Annotated in this window: 26 protein-coding genes; 14 read left to right on the plus strand and 12 right to left on the minus strand. The window is 63.7% G+C overall.

The window, feature by feature from the left end; translation table 11 throughout:
- Positions 1-64: 64 nt before the first annotated feature.
- The 6 genes from PCA31118_RS02925 to PCA31118_RS02950 form a co-directional block, all read right to left on the minus strand.
- Entirely contained in the window at positions 65-859 is a 795-nt protein-coding gene (locus PCA31118_RS02925) for a peptidylprolyl isomerase (RefSeq protein ID WP_150622781.1), read from the minus strand.
- 62 nt (positions 860-921) lie between these two features.
- Positions 922-1,185 carry a BolA family protein gene (locus PCA31118_RS02930; RefSeq protein ID WP_150622783.1) on the minus strand — a complete coding sequence of 88 codons (264 nt, stop codon included), beginning with the start codon at positions 1,183-1,185 and terminating at the stop codon, positions 922-924.
- A gap of 27 nt (positions 1,186-1,212) precedes the next feature.
- The gene (locus PCA31118_RS02935) at positions 1,213-1,746 is read right to left on the minus strand and encodes a septation protein A (RefSeq protein WP_150622785.1); all 534 of its coding nucleotides are present in this window, start codon (positions 1,744-1,746) and stop codon (positions 1,213-1,215) included.
- A gap of 199 nt (positions 1,747-1,945) precedes the next feature.
- Positions 1,946-2,380 (minus strand): YgiW/YdeI family stress tolerance OB fold protein, encoded by a 435-nt coding sequence (locus PCA31118_RS02940; protein ID WP_150622787.1) that lies wholly within the window; start codon positions 2,378-2,380, stop codon positions 1,946-1,948.
- Between the two features lie 216 nt (positions 2,381-2,596).
- The gene (gene msrB, locus PCA31118_RS02945; protein WP_044455991.1) at positions 2,597-3,019 is read right to left on the minus strand and encodes a peptide-methionine (R)-S-oxide reductase MsrB; all 423 of its coding nucleotides are present in this window, start codon (positions 3,017-3,019) and stop codon (positions 2,597-2,599) included.
- A 15-nt stretch (positions 3,020-3,034) separates the two neighbouring features.
- Entirely contained in the window at positions 3,035-4,564 is a 1,530-nt protein-coding gene (locus PCA31118_RS02950; RefSeq protein WP_150622789.1) for a protein adenylyltransferase SelO, read from the minus strand.
- 204 nt (positions 4,565-4,768) lie between these two features.
- Here PCA31118_RS02950 and PCA31118_RS02955 point away from each other — a divergent pair, with 204 nt between their 5' ends.
- The 9 genes from PCA31118_RS02955 to PCA31118_RS02995 all read left to right on the plus strand — a co-directional run bounded on the left by PCA31118_RS02955 (position 4,769) and on the right by PCA31118_RS02995 (position 15,130).
- Positions 4,769-6,397 carry a 3-(methylthio)propionyl-CoA ligase gene (locus PCA31118_RS02955; protein ID WP_150622791.1) on the plus strand — a complete coding sequence of 543 codons (1,629 nt, stop codon included), beginning with the start codon at positions 4,769-4,771 and terminating at the stop codon, positions 6,395-6,397.
- Positions 6,398-6,638: 241 nt separating this feature from the next.
- Positions 6,639-7,613, plus strand: coding sequence for a branched-chain amino acid ABC transporter permease (locus tag PCA31118_RS02960; RefSeq protein WP_150622793.1), 975 nt, complete (start codon positions 6,639-6,641; stop codon positions 7,611-7,613).
- A complete protein-coding gene (locus PCA31118_RS02965) occupies positions 7,613-8,935 on the plus strand; it encodes a branched-chain amino acid ABC transporter permease (RefSeq protein ID WP_246190023.1) in 1,323 nt (440 codons plus the stop codon). Before PCA31118_RS02960 ends, PCA31118_RS02965 begins: the two co-directional genes overlap by 1 nt.
- Entirely contained in the window at positions 8,932-9,741 is an 810-nt protein-coding gene (locus PCA31118_RS02970; RefSeq protein WP_150622795.1) for an ABC transporter ATP-binding protein, read from the plus strand. Before PCA31118_RS02965 ends, PCA31118_RS02970 begins: the two co-directional genes overlap by 4 nt.
- Positions 9,734-10,450 (plus strand): ABC transporter ATP-binding protein, encoded by a 717-nt coding sequence (locus PCA31118_RS02975; RefSeq protein ID WP_150622797.1) that lies wholly within the window; start codon positions 9,734-9,736, stop codon positions 10,448-10,450. The genes PCA31118_RS02970 and PCA31118_RS02975 overlap by 8 nt, the downstream gene beginning before the upstream one ends.
- Before the next feature lie 91 nt (positions 10,451-10,541).
- On the plus strand, positions 10,542-12,638 hold the full coding sequence (locus tag PCA31118_RS02980; RefSeq protein WP_150622799.1) for a 3-hydroxyacyl-CoA dehydrogenase NAD-binding domain-containing protein: 2,097 nt from the start codon (positions 10,542-10,544) through the stop codon (positions 12,636-12,638).
- Between the two features lie 102 nt (positions 12,639-12,740).
- Complete coding sequence (gene pncA, locus PCA31118_RS02985; RefSeq protein ID WP_150622801.1) at positions 12,741-13,346, plus strand: bifunctional nicotinamidase/pyrazinamidase; 606 nt, start codon at positions 12,741-12,743, stop codon at positions 13,344-13,346.
- 276 nt (positions 13,347-13,622) lie between these two features.
- Positions 13,623-14,063, plus strand: coding sequence for a PaaI family thioesterase (locus PCA31118_RS02990; protein WP_150622804.1), 441 nt, complete (start codon positions 13,623-13,625; stop codon positions 14,061-14,063).
- Between the two features lie 71 nt (positions 14,064-14,134).
- Positions 14,135-15,130, plus strand: coding sequence for an NADP-dependent oxidoreductase (locus tag PCA31118_RS02995; protein ID WP_150622806.1), 996 nt, complete (start codon positions 14,135-14,137; stop codon positions 15,128-15,130).
- A 72-nt stretch (positions 15,131-15,202) separates the two neighbouring features.
- On the opposite strand, the gene PCA31118_RS03000 is transcribed toward PCA31118_RS02995, so the two are convergent.
- The 3 genes from PCA31118_RS03000 to ygfZ are packed head-to-tail and all read right to left on the minus strand — an operon-like array spanning position 15,203 to position 17,591.
- Positions 15,203-16,072 (minus strand): NRDE family protein, encoded by an 870-nt coding sequence (locus PCA31118_RS03000; RefSeq protein WP_150622808.1) that lies wholly within the window; start codon positions 16,070-16,072, stop codon positions 15,203-15,205.
- On the minus strand, positions 16,063-16,410 hold the full coding sequence (locus PCA31118_RS03005; RefSeq protein WP_150622810.1) for a DUF4936 family protein: 348 nt from the start codon (positions 16,408-16,410) through the stop codon (positions 16,063-16,065). The genes PCA31118_RS03000 and PCA31118_RS03005 overlap by 10 nt, the downstream gene beginning before the upstream one ends.
- 17 nt (positions 16,411-16,427) lie before the next feature.
- Entirely contained in the window at positions 16,428-17,591 is a 1,164-nt protein-coding gene (gene ygfZ / locus PCA31118_RS03010; RefSeq protein WP_150622812.1) for a CAF17-like 4Fe-4S cluster assembly/insertion protein YgfZ, read from the minus strand.
- Positions 17,592-17,777: 186 nt separating this feature from the next.
- On the opposite strand from ygfZ, the gene mltG reads away from it, so the two are divergent.
- The 5 genes from mltG (at position 17,778) to PCA31118_RS03035 (ending at position 22,224) form a co-directional block, all read left to right on the plus strand.
- A complete protein-coding gene (mltG, locus tag PCA31118_RS03015) occupies positions 17,778-18,773 on the plus strand; it encodes an endolytic transglycosylase MltG (RefSeq protein ID WP_150622814.1) in 996 nt (331 codons plus the stop codon).
- A 23-nt stretch (positions 18,774-18,796) separates the two neighbouring features.
- Positions 18,797-19,432, plus strand: coding sequence for a dTMP kinase (gene tmk / locus PCA31118_RS03020; RefSeq protein WP_150623683.1), 636 nt, complete (start codon positions 18,797-18,799; stop codon positions 19,430-19,432).
- A gap of 162 nt (positions 19,433-19,594) precedes the next feature.
- Positions 19,595-20,635, plus strand: coding sequence for a DNA polymerase III subunit delta' (gene holB / locus PCA31118_RS03025; protein WP_150622816.1), 1,041 nt, complete (start codon positions 19,595-19,597; stop codon positions 20,633-20,635).
- Positions 20,636-20,671: 36 nt separating this feature from the next.
- Entirely contained in the window at positions 20,672-21,454 is a 783-nt protein-coding gene (locus PCA31118_RS03030) for a TatD family hydrolase (protein ID WP_150622818.1), read from the plus strand.
- A gap of 95 nt (positions 21,455-21,549) precedes the next feature.
- Complete coding sequence (locus tag PCA31118_RS03035; protein ID WP_150622820.1) at positions 21,550-22,224, plus strand: ankyrin repeat domain-containing protein; 675 nt, start codon at positions 21,550-21,552, stop codon at positions 22,222-22,224.
- 92 nt (positions 22,225-22,316) lie between these two features.
- On the opposite strand, the gene PCA31118_RS03040 is transcribed toward PCA31118_RS03035, so the two are convergent.
- The 3 genes from PCA31118_RS03040 to otsB all read right to left on the minus strand — a co-directional run bounded on the left by PCA31118_RS03040 (position 22,317) and on the right by otsB (position 25,438).
- Positions 22,317-23,126 (minus strand): crotonase/enoyl-CoA hydratase family protein, encoded by an 810-nt coding sequence (locus PCA31118_RS03040; RefSeq protein WP_150622822.1) that lies wholly within the window; start codon positions 23,124-23,126, stop codon positions 22,317-22,319.
- A gap of 78 nt (positions 23,127-23,204) precedes the next feature.
- Positions 23,205-24,623 carry an alpha,alpha-trehalose-phosphate synthase (UDP-forming) gene (gene otsA / locus PCA31118_RS03045; protein ID WP_150622824.1) on the minus strand — a complete coding sequence of 473 codons (1,419 nt, stop codon included), beginning with the start codon at positions 24,621-24,623 and terminating at the stop codon, positions 23,205-23,207.
- The gene (gene otsB, locus PCA31118_RS03050) at positions 24,620-25,438 is read right to left on the minus strand and encodes a trehalose-phosphatase (protein ID WP_150622826.1); all 819 of its coding nucleotides are present in this window, start codon (positions 25,436-25,438) and stop codon (positions 24,620-24,622) included. Before otsB ends, otsA begins: the two co-directional genes overlap by 4 nt.
- Between the last annotated feature and the right edge of the window lie 9 nt (positions 25,439-25,447).

Here is a 25,447-nt window from a genome sequence, read left to right on the forward strand (position 1 = left end):
TGCGGAAAACAAAAATCCCGCCATCAGGCGGGATTTTCGTTTCGACTCGGTGCGCGCAAAACGCTTACTGAATCTTGGCCTTCTTCTCGAGACCGTCGATGAAGCCTTGCAGCTTTTCTTCCTGCATTTGCTGCACCAACTGCGGCTTGACATCAGCGAGCGGCGGGATCTGTGCGTCGCGCACGTCGTCCAGTTCGAGAACGTGATAACCGAACTGCGTCTTGACCGGCGTTTGCGAATACTGACCCTTTTGCAGCTTCTGCAGGGCATCGGCGAACTCAGGCACGTAGGCGTTGGCCGGCGACCAGTCGAGGTCACCACCGTTTTGCGCCGAACCCGGATCCTTCGAGTACTGCTTGGCGAGATCGGCGAATTTCGCGCCGCCCTTGAGCTTTGCGATGACTTCCTTGGCGGTGTCTTCGCTCGGCACGAGGATGTGACGTGCGTGATATTCCTTGTCGCCGAACTGCTTCTTCAGCTGGTCGTAACGCGCCTGCAATTCGGCGTCCGTTACCGGCGAAGTCTTCTGGAAGTCAGCGATCAGCGCGCGGATGAGCACGCCTTGCTCGGCGAGCTTGATCTGCTGCTTGACGGCCGGATCGGCGGCCAGCCCCTTGCTGATGGCGGCCTGCGCGAGCACTTCACGCTTGACCAGCTCTTCGCGCACTTGCTGTTGCAACTGCGGCGAGTTCGGCTGGCCCTGACGCACCATTTCACGCACCATGGCGTCGGCGCGTGCCACAGGCACCGGCGTACCGTTCACGACGGCAACGTTCTGGGCGAGGGCAGGGAGGGAGACGGCGGTCAGCGACACGACGGCGCCAAGCGCCAATGCCGTGCGGGCGAGTTTCAATGCCATGCTGTTTTTCCTAACGAATGACGAAGGCAAGGTTAATCGACGGGGGACGCGTCGCATGCGAGTTACGCTTCGCCCGGGGCGAGCGCAACGATGGCGAGGGCGTGAATGCCGTTCTGCATCAAATCGGCTAGCGCATCATACACCAGGCGGTGACGCGCAACGCGGTTACGTCCGGTAAACGCTGCGGAGACGATGCGCACGTTGTAGTGGCCGCCCGATGCCGCACCGGCATGTCCGGCGTGGCGTGCACTGTCGTTCTCGAGCGTCAGTTCGAGCGGAGAGAGCGCGGCGTTGAGCCGCGCTTCGATTTGCTGTTCCATGGTCATGGCGGTGATTTCCTGACGAACGAGCCGTTACTCGTCCTGCTTGATGTACTTCGCGAGCCACAGGCTCTGCACGACGATGAACACGACCATGAGGCCCATGCCGCCGAAGAGCTTGAAGTCGACCCACGTGTCGGTGGAGAAGTGATACGCGATGACCAGATTGAGCACGCCCATCGCGAGGAAGAACAGCGCCCAACTGAAGTTCACGGCACGCCAGAGGTTCTCGGGCAACGCCATCTGCTTTTCCATCATCGCGCGAATCAGGTTCTTGTCGAACACCAGTTCCGCGACGAACAGCGTGACACCGAAGAGCCAGTACAGCGCGGTCGGTTTCCACTTGATGAAGGTTTCGTCGTGCAGCAGCATTGTCGCGCCGCCGAACACCACGATGATTGCCAGACTGACCCATTGCATGGGCTCCACCTTGCGGTGACGCAGCCACATCCAGACGACCTGGGCAATCGTCGTGACGATCGCGATGCCGGTTGCCACGTAAATACCGGCGAATTTGAAGGCGACGAAAAACAGGATGACCGGTAGCAGGTCGAAAAGAAATTTCATGAAGTCTCGGCTTGGGGGCTTCGGGATGATTGCCCCCCGCATGAGACGCCGAGGGGCAAGCCAGCATTATATTTCAAAGGCCCGCGCCGCAGATGGACGGGCTTCCGAAACCGAGAAGGTGGGGGGAGCCGAAAGGGCAATGCCCGCGCGGTGGCGGGCACGATCGGCATCGGCAAGCGCTCGGGGATAAGCGGCTCCGTTATCGACGATCCACGAACTCGACCTTCTTCACGTCGATATCGTTCGGCTTGCGATGATGGACATCGACTTCTCCCCAGATTCGGATGAGCGTCTGCGGCGTGATTTCACGACCGGAGGGGACATACTTGTCGTCGATCTCGATAATGATCGTCTTGCCCGATGCGTCGCGGAACGTGTAGTGCTCGTGCTTGCTTTCCTTCTGCACGATGTATCCCTCGATGACGGCTTCGATATCCTGCTTCGCCGCCAGCGCCTGTTCGACGGTCACGGCGCGCGGCATGACCGTGGGTGCGGCGACGCTGCCGCCTGTGCCCGGGGCGCCAGCCTGGGGCACGTTGATTTGTGCGTGCGCGGGGGCGCCGAGCATGACGCCGGCGGCAATCAGCGAACCGGCGAGGGCGAGGGTCAGACGGCGATCAGATTTCTTGGACATGACAAGGGCTCCCAGTAAAAGTCAGGTGGACGCAAGCCTAAAGCCAAAAAACGCCAGTTTCGGGCGAAAGACGCGAATTTCACGACATTTCACCGCTGGTCAGCGACAAAGTGTCGCTTTTTGAAAGCGGACGCCCCGAAGGTGTCCGCCTGGTGAGGGTGTAGTCAGTACGTTCGGCGAAACCGCGCAGGACGGACGCCCGCGCGGTCAATGTGCTCAGTCCTGCGTCGGTTTGTCGGACTTTCCGTCCTTGTCCTCGAAATTGAGCGACGCGGAATTGATGCAATAGCGCAGGCCGGTGGGTTGCGGGCCGTCCTCGAACACGTGACCGAGGTGCGCGTCGCAATTGTGGCAGCGCACTTCGACGCGCACCATGCCATGACTGTAATCCGTGACCTCGTCGATACCGGCGCCCTCGATCGGCTTCGAGTAGCTCGGCCAGCCGCAGCCGGCGTCGAATTTTTCGGTCGACTCGAACAGCGGGGCGCCGCAGCACACGCAGCGATACGTGCCGTCCTTCCAATGATCCCAGTAGCGTCCGGTGAACGCGCGTTCGGTCGCCGCATGGCGCGTGATCTGGTATTCGACGTCGTCGAGTTGGGCGCGCCACTCGGCGTCGGTCTTTTCCACTTTGCTCATGAAAATCTCCTGATATCAAGAAGAGCAACTGACTTCGAGCTGTCCGGCCCAATCGGGCGGCAACTCGGCGTAGCGCTCGAATTCGGGTTGTTCGTCGTAAGGGTGCGAGAGCACCCTGAGCAGCGTCTCGACTTCGGAGAAGTCTTTCTCGTTGGCTCGCCGGATGGCAACTTCCGCCAGATGGTTGCGCAGGATGTATTTGGGGTTGACGAGCCGCATTGCAATGGCGCGCTTCGCATCTGTGCTCGCCTCGTAACGCAGCCGGGCGCGGTAGTCGACCGCCCACGCGTCGAAGCCCGGCCGGTCGATGAACATGTCGCGCAGCGGCGCATCGGCCTGCGGGTCATCCATCTTGAGCGTGGCAAGCGTGCGGAACAGGTGCGTGAAATCGACACGGCCCTCATGCATGAGCCTGAACAGGCGGTTGATGAGCGTCTCGTCGTCGGCATGCGATTCGCGCAGGCCCAGCTTGGCGCGCATGCGCAGGTCGATTTCCTCGGCAAAGCGTGTCTTGAATACCGGCAATACCGACTGGGCCTGTTCGATCGCCGCTTCGCCCTCGCCAAACAGCGGCAATAGCGACTGGGCGAGGCAGAACAGATTCCAGTAAGCGACGTTCGGTTGCGCCTGATAAGCGTAACGGCCCTGCGTGTCGGAGTGGTTGCAGATGTGATGCGCGTTGAAGCCGTCAAGAAAGCCGAACGGCCCGTAATCGATCGTCAGGCCGAGAATCGACATGTTGTCGGTGTTCATCACCCCATGGCAAAAGCCCACGGCCTGCCAATGCGCGACCAGCTCCGCCGTCGCGTCGCACACGGCGCTCAGCAGCGCAAGGTACGGATTGGCTTCGTCGCGGCAATGCGGATAGTGATGATCGATCGTGAAGTCGGCCAACTGGCGCAGCGCGTCGTAATTGTCGCCCGCCCAGAAGTGCTCGAAATGCCCGAAGCGGATGAAGCTGGGCGACAAACGGGTGACGACGGCGGCCGTCTCGATGGTTTCGCGGCGTACCGGGGCATCCGAGCCGATCACGCACAGCGCACGCGTGGTCGGCACGCCCAGATGGAACATGGCTTCGGAGCCGAGGAATTCGCGAATGGAAGAGCGCAACACGGCGCGACCGTCGCCCATGCGCGAGTAGGGAGTGAGTCCTGCGCCCTTGAGCTGGATCTCCCAGCGTCCGCCGGGGCCGTCGGCCTCGCCCAGGAGCAACGCGCGACCGTCTCCCAATTGCCCCGCCCATACGCCGAACTGGTGTCCGGAATAGACGCTGGCAAGCGGATCTCCGCCGGCGAGCGGTGCGTTGCCCGCGAAGGTGGCGAGGAATTCCGGATCGCGGGCGGCCTGCGGCGACCAGCCGAGCAGCCGCGCGGCGTCGGCCGAGAAACCGACGAGGTACGGCGCGGGCAACGGTTGTGCAGACAGGCGGGTAAAGAAGTCGGTGCCGAGCGTTGCAAAGCGGTTCGTCAAGCGTAGCGGTCCGAACGGCTTCAGGGATTCAGAGACGGCGGCGGGAACTGAGGCGGGGCGGTCGGTGGCCGGCATTGGGGACGTTCCTGATGGTGAACAAACATTCTACTTGAGGTGTCCGTCGCGCGCTGCCGGCTTGCGTACACTGGCGGTCATGTGCCGTGTTGCGCCGCACAAGCGATGGGCGTTGACCCGGCGCGCTGGCGCGTCAAGAATCGCTCAACGTATCCCGTAATCCCCGTAATTCCGGTTATTCCGACTTTTCTGGAGATTCGACGTATGGCAACACCGCTCCTCGGCCAGATGATGGCCGCGCCGCTGCTGATTTCCTCGCTGCTCACCCATGCCGCACGTCACCATGGCGATACCGAGATCGTCTCCCGTCGCGTTGAGGGCGACATCCACCGCTACACCTGGCGCGATGCCGAGCAGCGATCGCGTCAACTGGCGCAGGCGTTGCGCCGTCTTGGGGTGGGCGATGGCGAGCGCGTAGGCACGCTCGCGTGGAACGGGTATCGGCATCTCGAACTGTATTACGCGGTCTCGGGCATGGGCAGCGTGGTTCACACCGTCAATCCCCGCCTGTTTCCCGAACAGATCGCCTACATCATCAATCATGCGCAGGACCGCTACGTCGCCTTCGACATCAACTTCCTGCCGCTGGTCGAGACCGTCGCCAAACAGTGCCCGGACGTGCAGGGCTGGATTGCGATGACCGATCGCGAGCACCTGCCGGTCACGGATTTATCGTTGCTGTGCTACGAGGATCTCGTCGCCGCCGAAGACGGCAAGTTCGACTGGCCTTCGATGGACGAGAACCGCGCCTCCGGACTTTGCTATACGTCCGGGACCACCGGCAACCCGAAGGGGGTGCTCTACAGCCACCGTTCGACGGTCCTGCACGCGTTCGGCGCGTCGCTCCCGGACGCCATGAACATGTCCGCGCGCGACGCCGTTCTGCCCGTCGTGCCGATGTTCCATGTGAACGCGTGGGGGCTGCCGTATTCCAGCGCGCTGACCGGTGCGAAACTCGTATTCCCGGGTAAGGATCTCGACGGCAAATCACTGTATGAACTTTTCGAAGCCGAGGGCGTGACGTTCTCGGCAGGCGTGCCGACGGTCTGGCTCGGACTGCTGACCTATGTGAAATCGATCGGCGCGCGGTTTTCCACGCTCGAGCGAACGGTGATCGGCGGTTCGGCCTGTCCGCCTGCCATGCTGCGATCGTTCGAGAAGGATTACGGCGTGCGTGTCATTCATGCGTGGGGCATGAGCGAAATGTCGCCGCTCGGCACGTTATGCCATTTGCGCAAGCACCATCGCGACTTGCCGGAAGCCGAGCAGCAGCACATCCTCGAGAAGCAGGGCACGGCCATCTACGGCGTCGACCTCAAAATCGTGGGGCCGGACGGCGAAGCGTTGCCGTGGGACGGCAAGGCGTTCGGTGACCTCTACGCGCGCGGGCCATGGGTGCTGGAGCGCTATTTCCGCTCGGACACCTCGCCGTTGGTCGATGGCTGGTTCCCGACCGGAGACGTGGCGACCATCGATCCGGAAGGCTACGTGCAGATCACGGATCGCAGCAAGGACGTGATCAAGTCGGGTGGCGAGTGGATCAGTTCCATCGACGTCGAGAACGTCGCCATGGCGCATCCCGACATTCACGAGGCGGCCTGCATTGCCATTCGTCACCCGAAATGGGAGGAGCGACCGCTGCTGGTCGTCGTGCGCAAACCCGGCTCCACGCTGACACGGGAGGACGTGCTGGCCTTCTATCAGGGGCGTGTCGTGAAATGGTGGATTCCCGATGATGTGGTGTTCGTCGACGAGATTCCCCACACGGCGACCGGCAAAATGCTCAAGCTCAAACTGCGCGAGAAATTCCGCGACTACGAGGCGGCGTCGTGAGACGACGGTCGTCATGCCGGCATGCGCGGGAGCACTGATCGGAATCGTCCGATACGCCTGGGGATGCCGTCCGAAATCCAGCATTGACGCCGTTTTTCGGGCCATCTCAAGCGAGTCGGGCGCGCCGGCCGCTCTATAATGTCAGTCTGAATTCTCCCCGGATGCGGCGCTTGCGCCGCGTCTTTCATTGGCTTGCCGGATCTTCCCGAAGTTTCCTAACGTTTCCCCAAAAGGAGATGCAGTGCATCTGCTGAGCGCCACCACCGGCCTCGTGCTCGTGAACGGTGTGAGCTATGGCTTGCTGCTGTTCATGCTGTCAAGCGGACTTACGCTGATCTTCAGCATGCTCGGCGTGCTGAATTTCGCCCACGCCAGCTTTTATATGCTGGGGGCGTATTTCGCTTACGCAATGACGTCGATCGTCGGATTCTGGTCGGCGTTGGTCATCGCACCGTTGATCGTCGGCATTGCGGGCGCGGTGTTCGAGCGTGCGGTGCTGCGGCGCTTGCGATCGCGCGGTGCACTGGCGGAATTGCTGGCAACGTTCGGGTTGGCGTACGTGGTGGTGGAACTGGTGCAGCTCGCCTGGGGGCGCGGTCCGGTCGACTACGCAGTACCTGCCGCCCTCGAAGGAGTTCTCGTACCGGTCGCGGGAATCGCGGTGCCGGCGTACCGCTTGTTCCTGATGGGGCTGGCGTGCGCCATCGCGCTGCTCGTGTGGATTGCCTTTCGGGCCACGCGTGCCGGACTGATTTTGCAGGCGGCACTGTCGCAGCCCGCGATGACACAGGCGCTCGGTTACGACGTTCCGTTGCTCTACACGGGCGTGTTTGCCTGCGGTGCGGCGCTGGCGGCGCTCGCAGGCGCTGCGGGTGGCAACGTGCTGGTGACTGAGCCCGGCATGGCAGCGACGGTTGGCAGCGTGGTGTTCGTCGTCGTGGTCGTCGGCGGCCTCGGCTCGCTTGGCGGTGCGTTTGCCGCCTCGTTGCTCATCGGCTTGCTGCAAACCTGGGCGGTGACGAGCGATGCCACGTTGGCGCAATGGTGGTCGCCAGCGGTCGGGGAGGTCACTGGGTTCACAGCCGCGATCACGCAGGTGATCGCGCCGGTGCTGCACTTGAGCGTTGCGCAACTCGCGCCGGCGGTGCCGTATCTGTTGATGGTCGCCGTGTTGCTGTGGCGGCCGCGCGGACTCTTCGGCGTGAGGGAGGGGTGATGGACCACGTGGTCCCCGGTGTTCCCTTGTCCGAGGCGCCGTCCTGGCGCCGCCGTGTTGCGGTGTGGTCGGCGTTCGCTGCTGCGCTGATCGTATTGCCCTGGTGCTTTCCTTCCGACGCTGCACTCACGCTCATGACGCAGATGGGCACGGCGGCCATTCTCGCGCTCTCTTTCAATTTGCTGCTCGGCTCGACAGGTCTACTGAGTTTTTGCCATGCGACGTATGCGGGTATCGGCGCATTCGCGGGCGTATGGTGCATGAACCGGATTGGCGCCCACACTCTTCCGGTGTCGATGGGGCTCGTGCCGATTGCCGGTGCGCTTGCGGGCGGCGCGGCAGGGGCAACACTGGGCTACGTGACCACGCGCCGCTCGGGTATGACATTCGCGATGATCACGCTTGGCGTTGCCGAACTGGTCTGGGTCATGGCCGCGATGCTGCCCGAATGGTTCGGCGGCGAGCGCGGGATTCCGACGGACCGCACATTGGGTGCGCCCTGGCTGGGTGTGACGTTTGCCACGCAGCGTCAGGTCTACGGGCTGGTGGCGCTGTGGCTGTTTGTCTGCGCGGCGATGATGTTTGGTCTCACACGCACGCCGCTGGGCTATCTCGCCCGCGCCGTGCGCGATAACGCGGTACGGGTCGCCTTTCTGGGGCAGTCGCCGGCGGCGGTGCGCTATCGCATGCAAATCGTTGCGGCGGCGTTTGCCGGTGTGGCGGGCGCACTGAGTGCGTTGAACTTTGAACTGGTCAGTGCGGATACTTTCAGTCTCGAACGATCGGGCGTGGTCCTCGTTTTCACCGTGCTCGGCGGTACGACATATTTCGCGGGGCCGGTGTTGGGTGCCGTGGTCGGTGTATTCGCAACGGTCGTGCTCGCGACCATGACACGGGCCTGGCAACTCTATCTCGGCCTTGGATTTCTCGGTGTCGTCGTGTTCATGCCGGGCGGTATCGCCGGGTTGCTGGCAATGCATGCGCGCGCGTGGCGCGACGGCACCCTACGCGTGGTCTGGCGGCCGTACGCGGGCCTATGTTTGGGGCTTGCACTGGCCGTCGGCGGATTGATCGTCATCGTCGAAACCACCTATGGCGTGCGTCTTGCCGTCGACGGTGCGTCGATGCCGAACGGTTGGGGCCCTGGCCAGATTGCCCAGTCGGGTCAGATCGGGTACATCGCCCTCTTGGGGGGCGGCGTGGGCGGTTGGGCGATCTCGGCTGTCGCAGTGGGCGTGGGCGTCGTCATCGTCAGGCTCGCGGCAAGCCGTTTGCGCCGCGCGCTCGCCAGGGCGAACGACCCGGTGCAGGAGCAGCCATGAGCGGCGCATCGACGCATGCCGATCCCTCGGCGTTTGCCCTGAGCGTGCGCAGCGTGTTCAAGTCCTTCGGGCCGACGCGCGTGCTGAGCGGCGTCGACCTCACGTTGGCGCAAGGAGAGCGGCTCGCCATCATCGGTCCGAATGGCGCGGGCAAGAGCACGTTGTTCGACGTCATCACAGGGCGAACGCGGCCCGACAGCGGGCGCGTGTTGCTGCGCGGGCGCGACGTTACCGCACGCGCGCCGCACGTGATCAGTCGGTTGGGCCTGTCCCGAAGTTTTCAGACCTCTCAATTGTTCGGCCAGATGAGCGTGATCGATCACCTGCGTTGCGCGGGGTTATGGTCTGGGGGGCACCGCTATACGTTCTGGCGCCGCATGCGAGGCATCGACAGCGTGACACGCCAGAGCGAGGCCTGGCTGGAACGCCTCGGGCTGGAGGGTCGACGTGACGTGCCGGCGGGGGCGCTGAGTTATGCGGAGCAACGGGTGCTCGAAATCGGTTTGTGCGCAGCGTCTGCGGGCAGTGTCATGCTGCTCGATGAACCCACGGCCGGTATGAGCCAATCCGAATCGGCCCGCATGGTGGCATTGATTGCCGAACTCAGCCGGGGACGCTCGTTGTTGATGATCGAGCACGACATGCACGTGGTTTTCTCGCTGGCCGACCGAATCGCCGTGCTGGCGCGCGGCGCGGTGATTGCGTGTGATACGCCGGCGCGTATTCGCATGCACCCCGACGTGCGCATGGCCTATCTGGGCGAGTATGCCGATCGTCAAAACCTTGGGGATGAGCATCATGCTTGAGCTCGTCGATGTCAGGGCAGGTTACGGCGGCAGCCGCGTGTTGCACGGGGTGACGATGCGGGTCGCTCCCGGCGAAATTGTTGCAGTGCTGGGCCGAAACGGCGCAGGCCGCTCGACGCTCGCGCGCGCGATCATGGGGCAGCTGCCGCGTGAAGGCGAGATTCGATGGCGCGATCGATCGCTGGTTTCGCTGACGTCCCATCAGATTGCGCGGCTTGGCATTGGTTATGTGCCGGAGACGCGGGACGTTTTCGGACCGCTGACCGTGCTTCAGAATCTTCAACTTGGTCAGCGCACGGGCAAGACGATGTCACGCTCGGGGGCGGCTGGCCGGCCGATGACGCTGGCACAAGCCTTCGAGCGCTTCGAAGAACTGGCGCCACGTCGCGACGCGCCGGCCGCGTCGCTATCGGGAGGCGAGCAGCAATTGCTTTCCCTGTGCCGCGCGATGATGGCAGGCCCGGATCTGCTGATCGTCGACGAGCCGACCGAAGGTCTCGCGCCGCGCGTGGTGGCGCGTATCGGTCGGATTCTCACGGATTTGCGTGCCACGGGCGTGGCGATCCTGCTCATCGAGCAGAAGCTGTCGCTGGCGCTGAGTTGCGCCCAGCGTGTGGCGGTCATGGGGCGGGGCACGCTGGTGTTCGAGGGCACGCCGCAATCGCTGGCAGCCGCGCCGGAGATCCGTCGCGAATGGCTCGAGGTGTAGCGCTGCGCTAGAATCGAACGATCGTCTTGCCGCAGCTTGCGTGCTCGCGGCGCCCCCCAACGACGCCAACAATATAAGGAAAGAGACAAGAATGAGCACGGCTTATGAGGTTCGTGACGGCGTGGCCGTCATCACGCTGGAAAATCCCCCGGTCAACGGTCTGGGACATGCGACGCGCGCCGGTATCGCGCAAGGACTCACGCAAGCCCAGGCGGACGCTCAGGTGCGCGCCATCGTGTTGATCGGGGCGGGCAAAGCTTTCTCCGGCGGTGCCGACATCCGCGAGTTCAATACGCCGAAGGCTACGCAAAGCCCATTGCTGGTCGATGTCATCAATGCGTTGGACGCTTGCACCAAACCTGTGATTGCCGCGGTCCACGCCGTTGCCATGGGGGGCGGACTGGAACTCGCGCTCGCTTGTCACTATCGCGTTGCGCTGCCCGGCGCGCAAATTGCGTTGCCGGAGGTCAAGCTGGGCTTGCTGCCGGGCGCAGGCGGGACTCAACGTCTGCCGCGGGCCATCGGCATTGCACGCGCGCTCGATATGGTCGTGACGGGGCGCACCGTAAAATCCGAGGCGCTCGTCGGCACACTTTTCTCGACGCTGTTCGAGGGCAGTCCGGCCGACCTGCTGGCTGGTGCCATCGGCTTTGCGACTGATGTGGCGAATCGGGGCGGGGCGTTGCCGCGCCTGCGCGATGTTGCCATCGACGATGCGGACGGCTCCGCGAGCACCGCGATTGCGCAAGCACGGGAAAAGGTGCAACGCGAACAGCCGCACTTCCCCGCGCCGCACAAGTGTGTGGCGGCGATTGAGGCTGCGCTGCAACGCCCGTTCGACGAGGGAGTGAAGTTCGAGCGCGAATGCTTCGTGGCGTTGGTCAGTTCGCCCGAGTCGAAGGCGCTGCGCCACGCGTTTCTCGGCGAGCGCGCGGCAGCAAAGATCGCGGACGTGCCGGACGATATTCCGTTGCGCAATATCGAGCGCGTGGCTGTCATTGGGGCGGGGACCATGGGGGGCGGCATCGCGATGACGTTCGCGAGCGCGGGCATTCCCGTCACGATCGTCGACACGACAGAGGCGGCGCTGGCGCGTGGCATCGAGGCCGTGCGCAGCAACTATGGCCGCGCGGTCACGCGAGGCAAGCTGTCGGCCGAGGAGGCGGACAAGCGACTGGCCCGGATTCATGGCAGTACCGATTTTCAGGCGGTGGCCGACGCGGATCTCATCGTCGAAGCGGTGTTCGAGGACATGGCCGTCAAACAGGTCGTGTTCAAGGAACTCGACAAGGTCGCCAAGGCGGGCGCGATTCTGGCGTCGAATACGTCGACGCTCAATCTCGATACGCTCGCCGAAACCACATCGCGCGCTGCAGACGTCATTGGTATGCATTTCTTCAGCCCGGCAAACGTCATGCGGCTGCTGGAAGTCGTGCGCGGAGCTCACACGGGCAAGGACGTGCTGGCAACGGTAATGAAGCTGGCCAAACGCATTGGCAAGCTTGCCGTGGTCGCACGCGTGTGCGACGGATTCATCGGCAATCGCATGCTCGAACCGTATTTCAAGCAATCTCAATGGATGATCGAGCAGGGCGCAACGCCCGCGCAAGTCGATGCGGCCATCGAGCGTTTCGGGTTTGCCATGGGGCCGTTTCGCACAAGCGATCTGTCGGGCAACGATGTCAGCTGGGCCATTCGCAAGCGCCGTCACGCCGAACATCCGGGCATCGCGTACCCGAAGATTGCCGACGTGCTTTGCGAGGCCGGCCGCTATGGGCAGAAGACGCACGCAGGCTGGTATGACTACGCCGAAGGCGACCGTACGCCGCGCGAATCCGCCAAGGTGGCGCAGATGCTCGACGACTACCGCAAGACCCATGGCGTTACGCCACGCACCTTCTCGGAGGAAGAGATCGTCGATCGCCTCGTCTACGCGCTGGTCAACGAAGGGGCAAAGGTGCTGGCGGATGGCACGGCCGCCCGTGCGTCGGATATCGACATGGTGTATCTGAACGGTTACGGCTTTCCGCTGTGGCGTGGCGGCCCGATGCTTTACGCCGACACCGTGGGACTCGACAAGGTGCTCGCGCGTGTGCGGGAATTTGAAGGCGGCGAACACGGCGAGGATTGGTCGCCGGCGGCGCGCCTCGTGGAACTGGCCGAGGCCGGCAAGCGTTTCAACGGCTAAGCAACGCCGGGAAAGCAGGGGGAAGGATGGGCGTTGTCATGCAAGGCCAGACCGGCTCCGATCGTCTTGCGTCCGGGGGGGCGTCAATAAGGAGGCAATGACATGAAACCGATGAGCGAAGTGTTGCTCGTGATCGACGTACAAAACGACTTCATGCCGGGCGGTGCGCTCGCTGTGCCCCATGGCGACGAAGTGGTGCCCGCGATCAACGCGCTGGCGAGCGGGTTCGCTCATGTGGTCGTCACACAGGACTGGCATCCGGCCGGGCATGTGTCGTTTGCGGAGAATCATTCCGGACGCCGGCCCTTCGAGACCATCACCCTGCCGTACGGCGAGCAGGTCTTGTGGCCGGCGCATTGCGTGCAGGACACGCACGGTGCCGAACTGCACAAGGAACTGCACATTGCGCATGCGCAGGCGGTGATCCGCAAGGGCTACCAGATGGGCGTGGACAGTTACTCGGCGTTTCTTGAGGCTGACCGGAAGACGCCGACAGGGCTCGCGGGGTATCTTCGCGACAAGGGCGTGAAACGTGTGCACTGTGTCGGGCTGGCGACGGATTTCTGCGTCGCCTGGAGCGCTCTCGATGCCAAAGCCGCCGGATTCGACGTGTGCGTGATCGAGCATGCCTGCCGGGCCATCGACCTCGACGGGTCGCTCGCGAGGGCGTGGACGTCGCTCGAAGCGGCAGGTGTCTCGCGGGCATAGGGGATGGCGCAAGGGATGGCGTAATGGGCGGCCAAATGGGCGGCCTAATGGACGGCGTAATGGACGGCGTAATGGACAGCGTAATGGACAGCGCAAGGGATGCTGTGACCTATACCGTAAGCGATGCGGGAGCGTGTTCGATTCGCCACAAAGCCACTCAGCCGAAGTTGCGTCGGCGTGGCGCAGGCGGCGGGGCATGATTCATGAATGACAGTCAGTTGAAGAAATGATGATGGACAAGTCTTACCTTATTGGCCAAACCGGCCGGGGCCTGCGATGAGCGCGCTTTCCATCCGGTCGGGGTTTATCGATCACATGGGCATCGAGTTGCTGCGCGCAGAAAACGGCGAGTCGGAACTGCGGCTCGCCTTGTCGCCGCAGCATCTCAATAGCTGGGAAGTGATGCACGGCGGTGTCACCATGGCGCTGCTCGACGTGGCGCTGAGTACGGCAAGTCGCAGCGTGGCGCCTGAGGGCACTGGCGTGGTGACCATTGAAATGAAGACGAGCTTCATGCAGCCCGGCTCGGGAGAGATGCGTGCGTTCGGGCGTCTGTTGCACCGTTCCACGACCATGGCCTATTGCGAGGGCGAGGTGCGCGACGCGAAAGGCAAGCTCGTCGCCAAGGCAATGGGTACCTTCAAGTATCTGCGCCGACTGGCAGTCGGGCGCGAAGTCCACGAACAACGCCATCATGGCGATCCGAGCGGGGACTGAGGTCTCGGCCCCTGACTTATGTCGCGGATGCAACCCTTGCAACCCATGCAACCCATGCGGAGGAAAGTCTCATGACGATCAATCGCCAGATACTCCTGGTCTCCCGCCCCAACGGGGAACCTACGCTCGACAACTTTCACCTGGCCGCTCCGGAACTGCCGGAGCTTGGTGACGGACAGGTGCTGGTGCGCAACTTCTACCTTTCTCTCGATCCGTACATGCGCGGCCGGATGAGCGATACGAAGTCGTACGCGCCACCACAGCCGCTCGATACGGTCATGATTGGTGCGACGGTAGGCGAGGTGATCGAGTCGCGTCATCCGGACTGGCAGCCGGGTGACGCGGTGACGGCCATGTTCGGCTGGCAGGAATATGGCATTTCCGACGGGAGCAATCTGCGTAAGCTTCATGACACGCGTGTGCCGATGAGCGTGTACCTAGGCGCGGCCGGTATGCCCGGTGTTACGGGTTGGTACGGTCTGAATCGCATCATTGCGCCCAAAGCGGGTGAGACGGTGGCGGTCAGCGCGGCATCGGGCGCGGTGGGGAGTGTCGTCGGGCAACTCGCCAAGCGTGCGGGCTGCCGTGTCGTCGGCATTGCCGGCGGTGAACAGAAATGCACATATGTGCGTGAGACGCTCGGATTCGACGCCTGCATCGACTACAAGGCGGGCAACGTCTTCGAGGCGTTACGTGATGCTGCGCCGGACGGCATCGACGGATATTTCGAAAACGTGGGAGGCGAGATCTTCGACGCCGTATTGCGCAATATGAACGCGCATTCACGCATTGCGCTGTGCGGCATGATCGCGGGCTACAACGGTGCACCGATTCCGCTGAAGTACCCTTCTTTGTTGCTGACGCAGCGGGTCAAGCTCGAAGGTTTCATCGTGACCGAGCATCTGGATGTCTGGCCGCAAGCGTTAAAGGAACTGACGGACGCCATCGCAGCAGGGGAGCTACGGTATCGCGAGTCGATGACACAAGGGATCGAAAGCGCACCGGCCGCGTTCCTCGGATTGCTCAAGGGCGAGAACTTCGGCAAGCAGGTCGTGCGGTTGGTGTGAGGCGAGGGCCTGGGAGGATGGGCGTCGAGCGTCAGGCGACGACGGCGCTCGCTTCATCCCGCCTATCGCAGGTCAATGATGGCCGACCTCGAACCGGAATCGTTTCAGATCACGTAACTCGCTTGCGCATTGGCCGGGGGAGACGGTGGACTCGGTAAGCTCGAGCGTGCCGTCCCGGAAATAGCGTAGCAATGTCGTGCAGCGTGTTCCGTAAGCGGGGGATGCGATGAAGGCGGCTGAGAGTTTTTTCTCCCACTCGCGCGTCACGCCTGTCTCCGGCAGCGCACCATCGGGCGCTTCGGTGGCATCGCGCATGACCTCGAGCAGCGCCATGTCGTCTGCGCTTGTTTCCAGCGCCTGACGCAATGCATTGCGCCGACTCACCAGCTTCGGCCAGGGCGTATCGAGCAGGGCGTTGGACAGTCCGTGAATCCCCGGTGTGATCGGATGTGCGACGGGCAGCGCCGTTGAGCCGGCAGCCTCGCCCACCGTAAGCCTTTCATCGCTCTCGCCTGTCTCGTGCGTCTCGCGCATCTCACGCATCTCACGATTACCCAGCCAGTAGAGCTTGCCCGCCGGCAAATCTCCCGCCAACAGGTTGAACCCCGCGTATTCGTGGGCGTGTTTTTCGATGCGCATCAGATCATCGTCGAACGAGGTGGCGTCGAGCATGGCGGACACGAGCAGGCCTCGCGACGGTGTGTCCGCAGGGGCCATCGGCGCGCGACCGTCACGGAAGTTCGTCAGTGCGGCGAAACGCCCGGCGCGGTTCACACCCATCCATGTGCCTCCGCCTCGCAGGTCGCGCCCGGCGAGCACATCGGGCCGATCGGACCACCAATGCATCGGCTCGGCGGGACGCTCGAAGAATTCGTCGCGATTGGCGAGCACAACGAGCGGTGTGGCGGATTCAGGTTGCCAGGAGAAAACGATCAGGCACATGGGGGCGGGGGTGTCGGGATATCGACGAAGCACTCGACGTGGCGCTCACCGTCCACCAGCGCGGCAAGCCCGGATTCGTTGACAAGTTGCGGCAATGCGGCGATGAAGACGGGATCGACGTCGTCGTAGCGCTCCATCCACGTTTGCGTGCCTGCCGCGTCCCTGGCAACGAGATTGGCTCCCACGTTGCCAAGCCCATTGGCGGAGGCATCCGCACGCACCTGAATGCGACCGACGACGCCAAAGCGCGCCGCGGCCAGCGCGAACAACTGTGTGACAGCTATACAAGCAGCCTCGACGTGCGTGGTCGCGACGCGATAGTAGACGTAACAATCCATCCGTTGCGCGCGGCGAATCAGGAGGCAGATGACGCGGCCGAACCGTCGGACGCCGTTGATGCCGCTGGCGTTCCGTTCGTTTCGGTCGGATCGATGATTGCATACGGCAGCTCGGCAAAGGCCAGCGCGGGTCCGTCCACCGAGCCGATCCGCACGTCGTCGGTCTCACGTGCGGCGAGTTTCACTTCGACGAGCACGTCGAAGCCGCCATCCGGCGCGGGCGCGGCCTGAACGACCATGCCGCACGGCTGATCCGCGTCGCTCGTCTCGATCAATGCCTGCCCCGGCAACGGCGCTTCGCCCTCGACATGCGCCAGATGCAACCGGCGCTTGATGGTGCCGCGATACTGGCTGCGGGCCACCACCTCCTGGCCGGGGTAGCAACCCTTGCGGAAGTTCACGCCACCGACGACTTCCCAGTTGATCATCTGCGGTACGAACTGCTCCTGCGTGGCGGCCGTCACGCGCGCGACACCACTTTGCACGTCGAGCCAGGCGGCAATCGCGGGATCGACGGCAACGACGCCCTCCGTTTGCACGAGCGCATGCCAGACATGCGGCGCCTGCGCGACCGGCACACTCCACAGGAATCGCGACAGCGAGCGTGCGACGCCAGCGTCGGGCAGGCGAATCAGGCTGGTGGCATTGACCGGTGCGTCGCCCATCGTGGCGTGCACGGCCACGAGCGGCGCCGTCGGCAGCGAGGTGAACGTGCGGGTTAGCACGGCTTCGGCCGCCGGACCGCCGACTTGCAGCAGGACGTGCGTGGCCGTGCCGTCGGAGAGCTTGGCCTTGGCGCGCAGCACGAACATCGACAGGCGCTTCTGGACGGCGGTCTGCACGGAGGCGTCGCTCGCGAGATAGATGGTCGCCTCGGGCGACGTGTCGCGCCACATGAGGAAGGTCGCGAGCAGACGGCCCTTGGCCGAGCAATAGCCGGCCAAACGCGCCTGTACCGGCGACAGACGCTCGACGTCATTGGTCAACTGGCCGTGCAGGAACGAGGCGGCGTCGGCGCCGTTCACGGCGATGAGCCCGGTGTCGCTCGCGAGCGACACGAAACTGCCCGAGCGCAGCGCATCGAACTGTACTGCACGTGCGTCGGACGAAATATCGGACAGAGCGTCGGACAGAGAAGCGGCTGCCGCTTGCGGCAGAAGATCACGCCATTGGGAGGTCATAAACGAAAGTGGCTGTCAATCTGTGAGGGTTCGGCAAGTCAAAGTATTATATTGGGTCTTCCGTCAGGACGTGCGAGGCCGGTTCGACGTGCAAAATGTGCCGCTCGACACCAGCTTGTTCACGCAAGTCCCGCGGACGAGTCCCCCGAACCCGCTGCCGCCGTCAGGCGACTTATCCTGCAATTCATGTCTTTCATCAAACGCCTGTTCGTCCTGTTGATTGTCGCCGCACTGGCGGCGGGCGGCGCTTTCTATTACTGGGCTCAGTCCCCGCTGCAATTGGGTAAGCCGACGCTCGACGTCACGATCAAACCCTACAGCTCGGTGCGCAGTGTCGCCACGCAATTGCGCGCGGGCGGCGTGCCGGTGCATCCGCTGCTGTTCAATCTGCTCGCGCGCGTGATGGACGTAGGCACCCGGCTCAAATCGGGCAATTACGAGTTCGCGACCGGCATCACGCCGATGGAAGTCATGGACAAGCTCGCGCGCGGCGATGTCAACCAGTACGTCGTGACGATCATCGAAGGCTGGACCTTCAAGAAGATGCGCTCGGAGATCGACGCCAACCCGGCGCTGCGTCACGACACCGCAGGGCTGCCGGACGCCGATCTGATGCAGTTGGTGGGCGCAGATCGCGCGGAAGCCGAGGGCATGTTCTTCCCCGATACCTACCTTTTTCCGAAAGGTTCGAGCGACATAGATATTTACAAGCGTGCTTACCGGCTGATGCAGAAGCGTCTGGACGAAGCCTGGGCTTCACGCGCACCGGGCTTGCCGTACGCCACGCCGTACGAGGCGCTTATCATGGCCTCGCTGGTGGAGAAGGAGACGGGCCAGGCGGTGGAGCGCGGGCAAGTGGCTGCCGTGTTCGTCAACCGGCTGCGCAAGCGCATGCTGTTGCAGACCGACCCGACGGTGATCTACGGGATGGGCGATCTCTACACCGGACGCCTGCGCAAGCGCGATTTGCAGACCGACACGCCGTACAACACTTACACGCGGGCCGGATTGCCGCCCACGCCCATCGCGCTGCCGGGTGTGGCGTCGTTGGCTGCGGCGCTCAATCCGGCACCGACCGACGCGCTGTACTTCGTCGCACGCGGCGATGGCACCAGCCATTTCTCGACGAATCTTCAGGAGCACAATCGCGCCGTGGATAAATATCAGCGAGGTGAGCAATGACGCATTCCCCAGTGGCGCCGACGGTGACGCCGGGCAAGTTCGTAACGTTCGAAGGCATTGACGGGGCGGGCAAGAGCACGCACGTCAATGCCTTTGTCGATGCGTTGCGTCAGGGGCTGGCAAGCGTGGGACGCGACGTCGTTGCCACACGAGAGCCGGGGGGCACGCCGCTGGGCGAAGCGCTGCGCAAGCTCGTCCTCGACGAGCCGATGGACATCGAGACGGAAGCGCTGCTGATGTTTGCCGGTCGCCGGGAGCATCTGGTCAAGGTCATCGAGCCCGCGCTGGCACGGGGTGACTGGGTCGTCTCCGACCGCTTCACCGACGCGACCTTCGCTTACCAAGGGGGCGGGCGCGGCCTGTCGCTCGAGAAGCTGTCGATTCTCGAGCGCTGGGTGCAGGGTGAGCGCCAGCCCGATCTGACGATCCTGTTCGATCTCGATCCTGCCATCGCCGCCGCACGACTTGCCGGTGCCCGCGCGCCAGACAAGTTCGAGCGCGAATCGGCGGCTTTTTTTACCCGCGTTCGTGAGGAATACCTGCGTCGCGCCGAGACGTCTGGCGGTCGCATCGTGCTGATCGACGCCGCGCAAAGCATCGACACCATCGCAGCGCAACTCGCCAGCGTTTTTGCTCGATTGGGATTGCCCGGGCATTGAGAATCGAATCGATGGGAGGTGGATTGGGTCGGCATCTGACGCTGTGCGCGGACCGCCCGATCTCTCCCGACGCGCGCATAATCCGGTTATGCCATCGGCAGCCGGGGGTAGCGCACTGACGCTACCATTGCCACTGCCGCCTTATCCGGCCAAGGAGCCCACATGCTGTATCCGTGGCAGTCACAGGACTGGACACGTCTTAACGATCTTCGCGCTCAGATGCCTCACGCGCTGCTGTTGCAGGCCGTGCCGGGTATCGGCGAAGTCGCGCTCGCCCGCACCTTCGCCCAGGCACTGTTGTGCGAATCGCCGCGCGAGGGGCATTTCCCTTGCGGGACCTGTGGGGCATGCCAGTGGTTCGTGAGCGGCAATCACCCGGACTTTCGCGTGATCTGCCCTGAGGCGCTGGCCGAGACGCTGCCCGGTGCGGAAGCGCGCGCGGACGCCGACGGCGACAAGAAGACCAAGACCCCGAGCAAGGAAATCAAGATCGAGCAGGTGCGCGAGGTGATCGACTTCGCGAGCCTCGGCTCGCATCGTCAGGGGCGCCGCGTCGTCTTGCTGTACCCGGCCGAGTCGCTCAACGTACACGCGGCGAACGCCTTGCTCAAGACGCTCGAAGAACCGCCCGAGGGCGTGGTTTTCCTGCTGGTGACGACACACCCCGACCGTTTGCTCCCGACGATTCTGTCGCGCTGCCGTCGCCTCGTGCTCACGCGTCCGAACGAAGCGCAGGCAACCCAATGGCTGATGGGCGAGGCCGGACTCGACGCGCCTACCGCTGCCGCCGTGCTCGCCGAAGCAGGCGGCGCGCCGCTCGCCGCACGCACGCTTGCCGAGCCGGAGGAGCGCGGTTGGCGCGACTGGCTGCTAGGCCAGTTGGCGCAAGGCGGCGCGATAGATGCGTTTGCCTGCGCGGAACAACTGCACAAAGGCAGTCTGCCGGGCATTCTCGAGACGTTGCAACGCTGGTGTTTCGACGTGCTTGCCGAGCGCATGGCGGGCACCGTTCGTTTCTTCCCCGGTCAGTCGCAGGCGTTGCGGCGCTGCGGCGACGCCACTGACGACGTCCGGCTGCTGGGCTTCCTGCGCGAACTCGCGCAACAGCGTCAGGTGCAGAATCACCCGCTCAATACCCGGGTGCTGCTCGAAGCGCTCTTCCTGCAATACAAACAGTTGTTCGGCGGACCGGCATCGCTTTGATGCAGGCCGTCTAGAACTGATCGCCGATCGCTCATCATGTTCATCGATTCGCATTGTCATATCAATTTCCCGGAGCTGGCCGAGCAGATGCCCGACCTGCTCGCGCGCATGCAGGAGAACAAGGTCAGCCACGCGCTGTGCGTCTCGGTCGATTTGCCGACGCTGCCGCAGGTGCTGGAGATCGCGGCCCGGCATGAGAACGTCTACGCGTCCGTTGGCGTGCATCCGGATTATGAGGACACACCCGAGCCGAGCGTCGACGATCTGATCCGCCTGGCGGCCACGCCGAAGGTTGTCGCCATTGGCGAGACCGGCCTCGATTATTACCGGCTCGAAGGCCGCAGCATCGAGGACATGGAGTGGCAACGCGAGCGTTTTCGCACCCACATTCGCGCGGCACGTGCCACGGGCAAACCGCTGATCATCCACACGCGCGCCGCCGCAGACGACACGCTGCGACTCATGCGCGAAGAGGGTGCGGGGGAGCCAGCCGGCGTGATGCATTGCTTTACCGAAAGTTGGGAAGTCGCCGAAGGCGCGCTGGATCAGAATTTCTATATTTCGTTTTCGGGCATCGTCACGTTCAAGAGCGCGCGCGATTTGCAGGACGTGGCGCGTCGTGTGCCGCTAGATCGCATGCTGATCGAGACGGACTCGCCCTATCTCGCGCCGGTGCCGTATCGCGGCAAGCTCAACCAGCCGGGATATGTGCGTCATGTGGCCGAATTCATCGCCGACTTGCGCGGCGAACCGTTGCAGAAGATTGCCGACGCGACGACGGAGAATTTCTTCCGTCTGTTTTCGACGGCAGCGCATTGAGCGCGCGAGTGTGCCTCGCAGTATCGACAGCATTCGAATCGACGTATTTCAGCACGCCTTAGCCGACTTTTCCGGACGACCGACAGGAGCCCCCGATGCGCAAATTTTCGATGATCCGTGCCTTTACGCTGATGAGCGTGCTGTGGCTTACCGCATGTGCCACTGCCGCCACGTCCAATACGGCGCTCGTCAAGGCCGTTGTCTTCGATGACACCAAGGCTGTTCAGCAGGCGCTCAAGGCCGGTGTCGACCCGAATACCACAGACGAGAAGGGCGACCCGCTGTTGGTGATTGCCATGCGCGAGAAATCCGCGGGTGTCGCCAAGCTGCTGATCGAGGACAAACGCACGGATCTCGAAGCGACCAATCGTGCGGGCGAGAATGCAATGATGATTGCGTCGCTGCAAGGTCTCACGCCGATGGTCAAGCTGCTCATCGACAAGGACGCCGAAGTCAACAAGAAGGGCTGGGCACCGCTGCACTATGCGGCGACGAACGGTCACGACGACATCGTAAAGATGTTGCTCGACGCATCCGCCTATGTGGATGCCGAGTCGCCCAACGGCACTACGCCGCTGATGATGGCTGCGCGCGGCGGTCATATCACCACGTGCAAGGTGCTGCTCGACGGCGGCGCGGACGTGCGGCTCAAGAATCAGCTCAAGATGACGGCGGTCGATTTTGCGCGACAGGCGAATCAGAAGGAAATTGCCGACGGGCTGGCCAAGCGTCTGGCAGAGATGCCGGCGTTGCCCGCACCCGCGCGATAAGTCGCTCGCGACGGATTCGAGGCATTCGCGCCGTGCTGTCAGCCCATTGTCGTTGCATGGAGTGGAGAGGCAGCGCGACGGTTCTCAGATTCTCAGACTGAGTCACGCGGCGCCCCGTGGCGGCCCGCTCCACTGAGGAATGCGCGAGCGCCTGCAATGCCTTCGGAGAACACCACGTCATGACCCGCTGCGCCTTCCCGGCGCAGCGCTTCGTCAAGCGGCAAATCCCATTGCGCGTAAGCGGCCCGGCGATCGGCGCGTAACGCCCCCTGCGGCAATTCGGCGAGCTGCTGCGCCAGCGCAATCGCGCCCTGTCGCGCCATGCCCTCCGGCACCAGCCGATTGACGAGTCCGATCTCGAACGCTTCCTGCGCGCCCACGGCACGGCCGGTCAGGATCATGTCGAGCGCCCGGCTCATGCCGATCAGGCGTGGCAGACGGACGGTCCCACCGTCGATGAGAGGGACGCCGAAACGTCGGCAGAACACGCCGAACGTTGCGGAGTCGTCCGCAACACGCAAATCACACCAGAGCGCCAGTTCCAGGCCGCCGGCCACCGCGTGCCCGCTCACGGCGGCGATGACCGGTTTGTCCAGATGACGTCGCGTGAGGCCCATCGGCCCGTCGCCACTGCCGTCCGGCGTGACGACGTTGCGTCGCTCGGGGTCGTCGAAAGCGGAGAGGTCCGCCCCGGCGCAGAACGAGGCGCCTTTGCCGCAAAGTACGGCGACACTGGCGCGCTCGTCCTGCTCGAAGGCCAGCAGGGCGTCACGCAATGCCGCCGCCATCGGCCGGTCGACGGCGTTTCGGCGCGCTGCGCGCGCCAACGTGAGGATGGTCACAGGCCCCTCGGTCTCGATGTCGACATACGGGGCGACCTTGGGGGCGGCACGTTGGCTCATGGCGAATCTCCCGAGAGGTTCGTCCGTCGCCTTCTGCCATGTCCGCGAACGGTGTCAGACAGTCACGCAGGGTGGCAGTCAGGCGGCGGCGGGTTGGGCGCAGCGCAACAAGGCCGGTGTCGCGGCTGCGGGCGCGCGCAGATCGGCAATGAAACGATCGCGCCACGTCGACAGATTATGCTCGCGCAACGCGCTCATCATGCTTTCGTGACGCGACTGACGCTCGGAGAGCGACATATTCAACGCAGATCGAAGCGCTTCGGCCATTCCATCGATATCGTACGGGTTCACGATCAGGGCCCCGTCGAGTTCCTGCGCTGCGCCGGCAAAGCAGGACAGCACCAGTACACCCGGGTCTGCGGGGTCCTGAGCGGCCACGTACTCTTTTGCCACGAGGTTCATACCGTCGCGCAACGGCGTGACGTAACCGACCTGCGACGCCCGGAAGAACGACATCAGCACTTCATGATCGTAGCGCTTGTTGATATAGCGCAGCGGGGTCCAGGCGAGGTCCGAGAAGCGGCCGTTGATGTGGCCGGCCTCCGTTTCGAGCTGCCGGCGAATTTCGCCGTAGCCTGCCACGTCGGAGCGGCTGGGCGGCGCGACCTGCACGAAGCTTACCGTCCCCTGTTGATTCGGCCACAGCTCCAGCAGGCGCTCGAACGCGCGAAAACGCTCCAGCATCCCCTTCGAGTAATCGAGGCGATCCACGCTCATGATGAGCTTGCGCTCCTGCAACCCCTGCTTCAGATCGAGGATGTGCTTGACGGTCGCGCGTGCCGTTGCCTGCTTCTGAATCTCGTCCGGGTACACGCCGATCGGGTAGACGCCGGTGCGCAACGTTCGCCCGTAGGCCGTAATCGTGCCGTCGTCGTTCATCGTGGCGCCCGCGAAACGCAGCAGGTAATCGGTGAACGCGGTGCGGTCCGTCTCGGTCTGGAAGCCGACGAGGTCGTACTCGCACATGGCCCGCACAAGCGCCTCGTGGGGGGGGACGGTCATCAGCACCTGCGGTGACGGGAACGGAATGTGAAGAAAGAAGCCGAGCCTGTGTCGCACGCCGATCTGGCGGCAGGCCTGCGCGAACGGCAGAAGATGGTAGTCGTGCACCCAGACGAGGTCGTCCGGTTCGAGCAACGGCGCGAGCAGCGACGCGAACCGGGCGTTGACGTGGCGATACCCGTTGTAGTCGTCACGCTGGAACCGCGTGAGATCGTCGCGATAGTGAAACGTCGGCCAAAGCGTCGCGTTCGAAAAGCCGCGATAGTACGTGTTGTAATCACGGCGCGTAAGCGGCACGGTCGCAAAGGTGACGTTGTTGCGATGCGCAATGTCCGGCGCGGTGGCCGGTTCGGCATCGATCTCACCGTTCCAGCCAAACCACATGCCTCCGGTGTCCCTGAGTGCGTCGAATACGCCGATGGCCAGTCCGCCGGCCGTCGGTTTGCCCTCGGTAATGGGGGCGACCCGGTTCGACACGATGACTAAGCGACTCATACGTCTGTCTCCTGAGAGGGTTGGGACGGGGACGGGGCAGACGTGCGGTGCAGCGTCAGCAGCCAGGCAGTCAATGCTTCCGGCGAAGGCAGACGATGGTGAGCGCAAGTCTCCCCGTCCCCGATCTTGATCGTGATGCCACCCAGCGCATTCACGTCGGCGAATCCCGCCTCGTCTGTCAGGTCGTCGCCAGCAAAGAGTGGCGTGCGACCGGCAAACGGGGCGTCGTTGAGCAGTGCAGTAATGGCGCGACCTTTGCTGACATGGCGCGGCCGCAACTCGAACACGAGCTTGCCGGGTTGCAGCGAAAAGTGCTCTGCGTGCAGGTCGGCCAGGGCTCGCATCGTGTCGCGGGCCACGCCCGCCAGCTCCGGCGCACCGCGATAGTGCAAAGCGAGCGCGCTGCCCTTGTTTTCCAGCAGGAGCCCGGGATGCTGAGCCACCAGTGCCTGCAACGGCGCGGCCATTGCGGAGATGCGTTCGATGTCGGCCGTATGCCCGTCGGCGCGTAGCAACTCGCCGCTGGCGTGACGAATCTCGGCGCCGTGCAAGCCGGCGGCGGGCAGACGCAACGGGGCCAGTAGGCCATCGATCTGGTCGATGGCGCGCCCGGAGACCACGGCGAGCGCTCCCCGCGTGCGTTCGAACAGGCTCTGGAGCACGCGCGCAGTATCCGGCGGAAGTTTCACGGCGTCCGGGCGTGCGGCCAGCGGCGCCAAGGTGCCGTCGAGGTCGAAAAAGAATGCCACCTGGGTCACGTCGACGAAGGGGACCGACGTTGACACGGTGGGCGGGGAAGACGCTAAAGGTCGCATGGCACTCCG

This window comes from Pandoraea captiosa, from assembly GCF_902459775.1.
Classification (GTDB): Bacteria; Pseudomonadota; Gammaproteobacteria; order Burkholderiales; family Burkholderiaceae; genus Pandoraea; species Pandoraea captiosa.

What these genes read in the sequence shown, in the direction of transcription:
- PCA31118_RS02925 (WP_150622781.1), bottom strand. Translation starts at nt 859, where the DNA reads ATGGCATTGAAACTCGCCCGCACGGCATTGGCGCTTGGCGCCGTCGTG.
- PCA31118_RS02930 (WP_150622783.1), bottom strand. Translation starts at nt 1,185, where the DNA reads ATGACCATGGAACAGCAAATCGAAGCGCGGCTCAACGCCGCGCTCTCT.
- PCA31118_RS02935 (WP_150622785.1), bottom strand. Translation starts at nt 1,746, where the DNA reads ATGAAATTTCTTTTCGACCTGCTACCGGTCATCCTGTTTTTCGTCGCC.
- PCA31118_RS02940 (WP_150622787.1), bottom strand. Translation starts at nt 2,380, where the DNA reads ATGTCCAAGAAATCTGATCGCCGTCTGACCCTCGCCCTCGCCGGTTCG.
- msrB (WP_044455991.1), bottom strand. Translation starts at nt 3,019, where the DNA reads ATGAGCAAAGTGGAAAAGACCGACGCCGAGTGGCGCGCCCAACTCGAC.
- PCA31118_RS02950 (WP_150622789.1), bottom strand. Translation starts at nt 4,564, where the DNA reads ATGCCGGCCACCGACCGCCCCGCCTCAGTTCCCGCCGCCGTCTCTGAA.
- PCA31118_RS02955 (WP_150622791.1), top strand. Translation starts at nt 4,769, where the DNA reads ATGGCAACACCGCTCCTCGGCCAGATGATGGCCGCGCCGCTGCTGATT.
- PCA31118_RS02965 (WP_246190023.1), top strand. Translation starts at nt 7,613, where the DNA reads ATGGACCACGTGGTCCCCGGTGTTCCCTTGTCCGAGGCGCCGTCCTGG.
- PCA31118_RS02970 (WP_150622795.1), top strand. Translation starts at nt 8,932, where the DNA reads ATGAGCGGCGCATCGACGCATGCCGATCCCTCGGCGTTTGCCCTGAGC.
- PCA31118_RS02975 (WP_150622797.1), top strand. Translation starts at nt 9,734, where the DNA reads ATGCTTGAGCTCGTCGATGTCAGGGCAGGTTACGGCGGCAGCCGCGTG.
- PCA31118_RS02980 (WP_150622799.1), top strand. Translation starts at nt 10,542, where the DNA reads ATGAGCACGGCTTATGAGGTTCGTGACGGCGTGGCCGTCATCACGCTG.
- pncA (WP_150622801.1), top strand. Translation starts at nt 12,741, where the DNA reads ATGAAACCGATGAGCGAAGTGTTGCTCGTGATCGACGTACAAAACGAC.
- PCA31118_RS02990 (WP_150622804.1), top strand. Translation starts at nt 13,623, where the DNA reads ATGAGCGCGCTTTCCATCCGGTCGGGGTTTATCGATCACATGGGCATC.
- PCA31118_RS02995 (WP_150622806.1), top strand. Translation starts at nt 14,135, where the DNA reads ATGACGATCAATCGCCAGATACTCCTGGTCTCCCGCCCCAACGGGGAA.
- PCA31118_RS03000 (WP_150622808.1), bottom strand. Translation starts at nt 16,072, where the DNA reads ATGTGCCTGATCGTTTTCTCCTGGCAACCTGAATCCGCCACACCGCTC.
- PCA31118_RS03005 (WP_150622810.1), bottom strand. Translation starts at nt 16,410, where the DNA reads ATGGATTGTTACGTCTACTATCGCGTCGCGACCACGCACGTCGAGGCT.
- ygfZ (WP_150622812.1), bottom strand. Translation starts at nt 17,591, where the DNA reads ATGACCTCCCAATGGCGTGATCTTCTGCCGCAAGCGGCAGCCGCTTCT.
- mltG (WP_150622814.1), top strand. Translation starts at nt 17,778, where the DNA reads ATGTCTTTCATCAAACGCCTGTTCGTCCTGTTGATTGTCGCCGCACTG.
- holB (WP_150622816.1), top strand. Translation starts at nt 19,595, where the DNA reads ATGCTGTATCCGTGGCAGTCACAGGACTGGACACGTCTTAACGATCTT.
- PCA31118_RS03030 (WP_150622818.1), top strand. Translation starts at nt 20,672, where the DNA reads ATGTTCATCGATTCGCATTGTCATATCAATTTCCCGGAGCTGGCCGAG.
- PCA31118_RS03035 (WP_150622820.1), top strand. Translation starts at nt 21,550, where the DNA reads ATGCGCAAATTTTCGATGATCCGTGCCTTTACGCTGATGAGCGTGCTG.
- PCA31118_RS03040 (WP_150622822.1), bottom strand. Translation starts at nt 23,126, where the DNA reads ATGAGCCAACGTGCCGCCCCCAAGGTCGCCCCGTATGTCGACATCGAG.
- otsA (WP_150622824.1), bottom strand. Translation starts at nt 24,623, where the DNA reads ATGAGTCGCTTAGTCATCGTGTCGAACCGGGTCGCCCCCATTACCGAG.
- otsB (WP_150622826.1), bottom strand. Translation starts at nt 25,438, where the DNA reads ATGCGACCTTTAGCGTCTTCCCCGCCCACCGTGTCAACGTCGGTCCCC.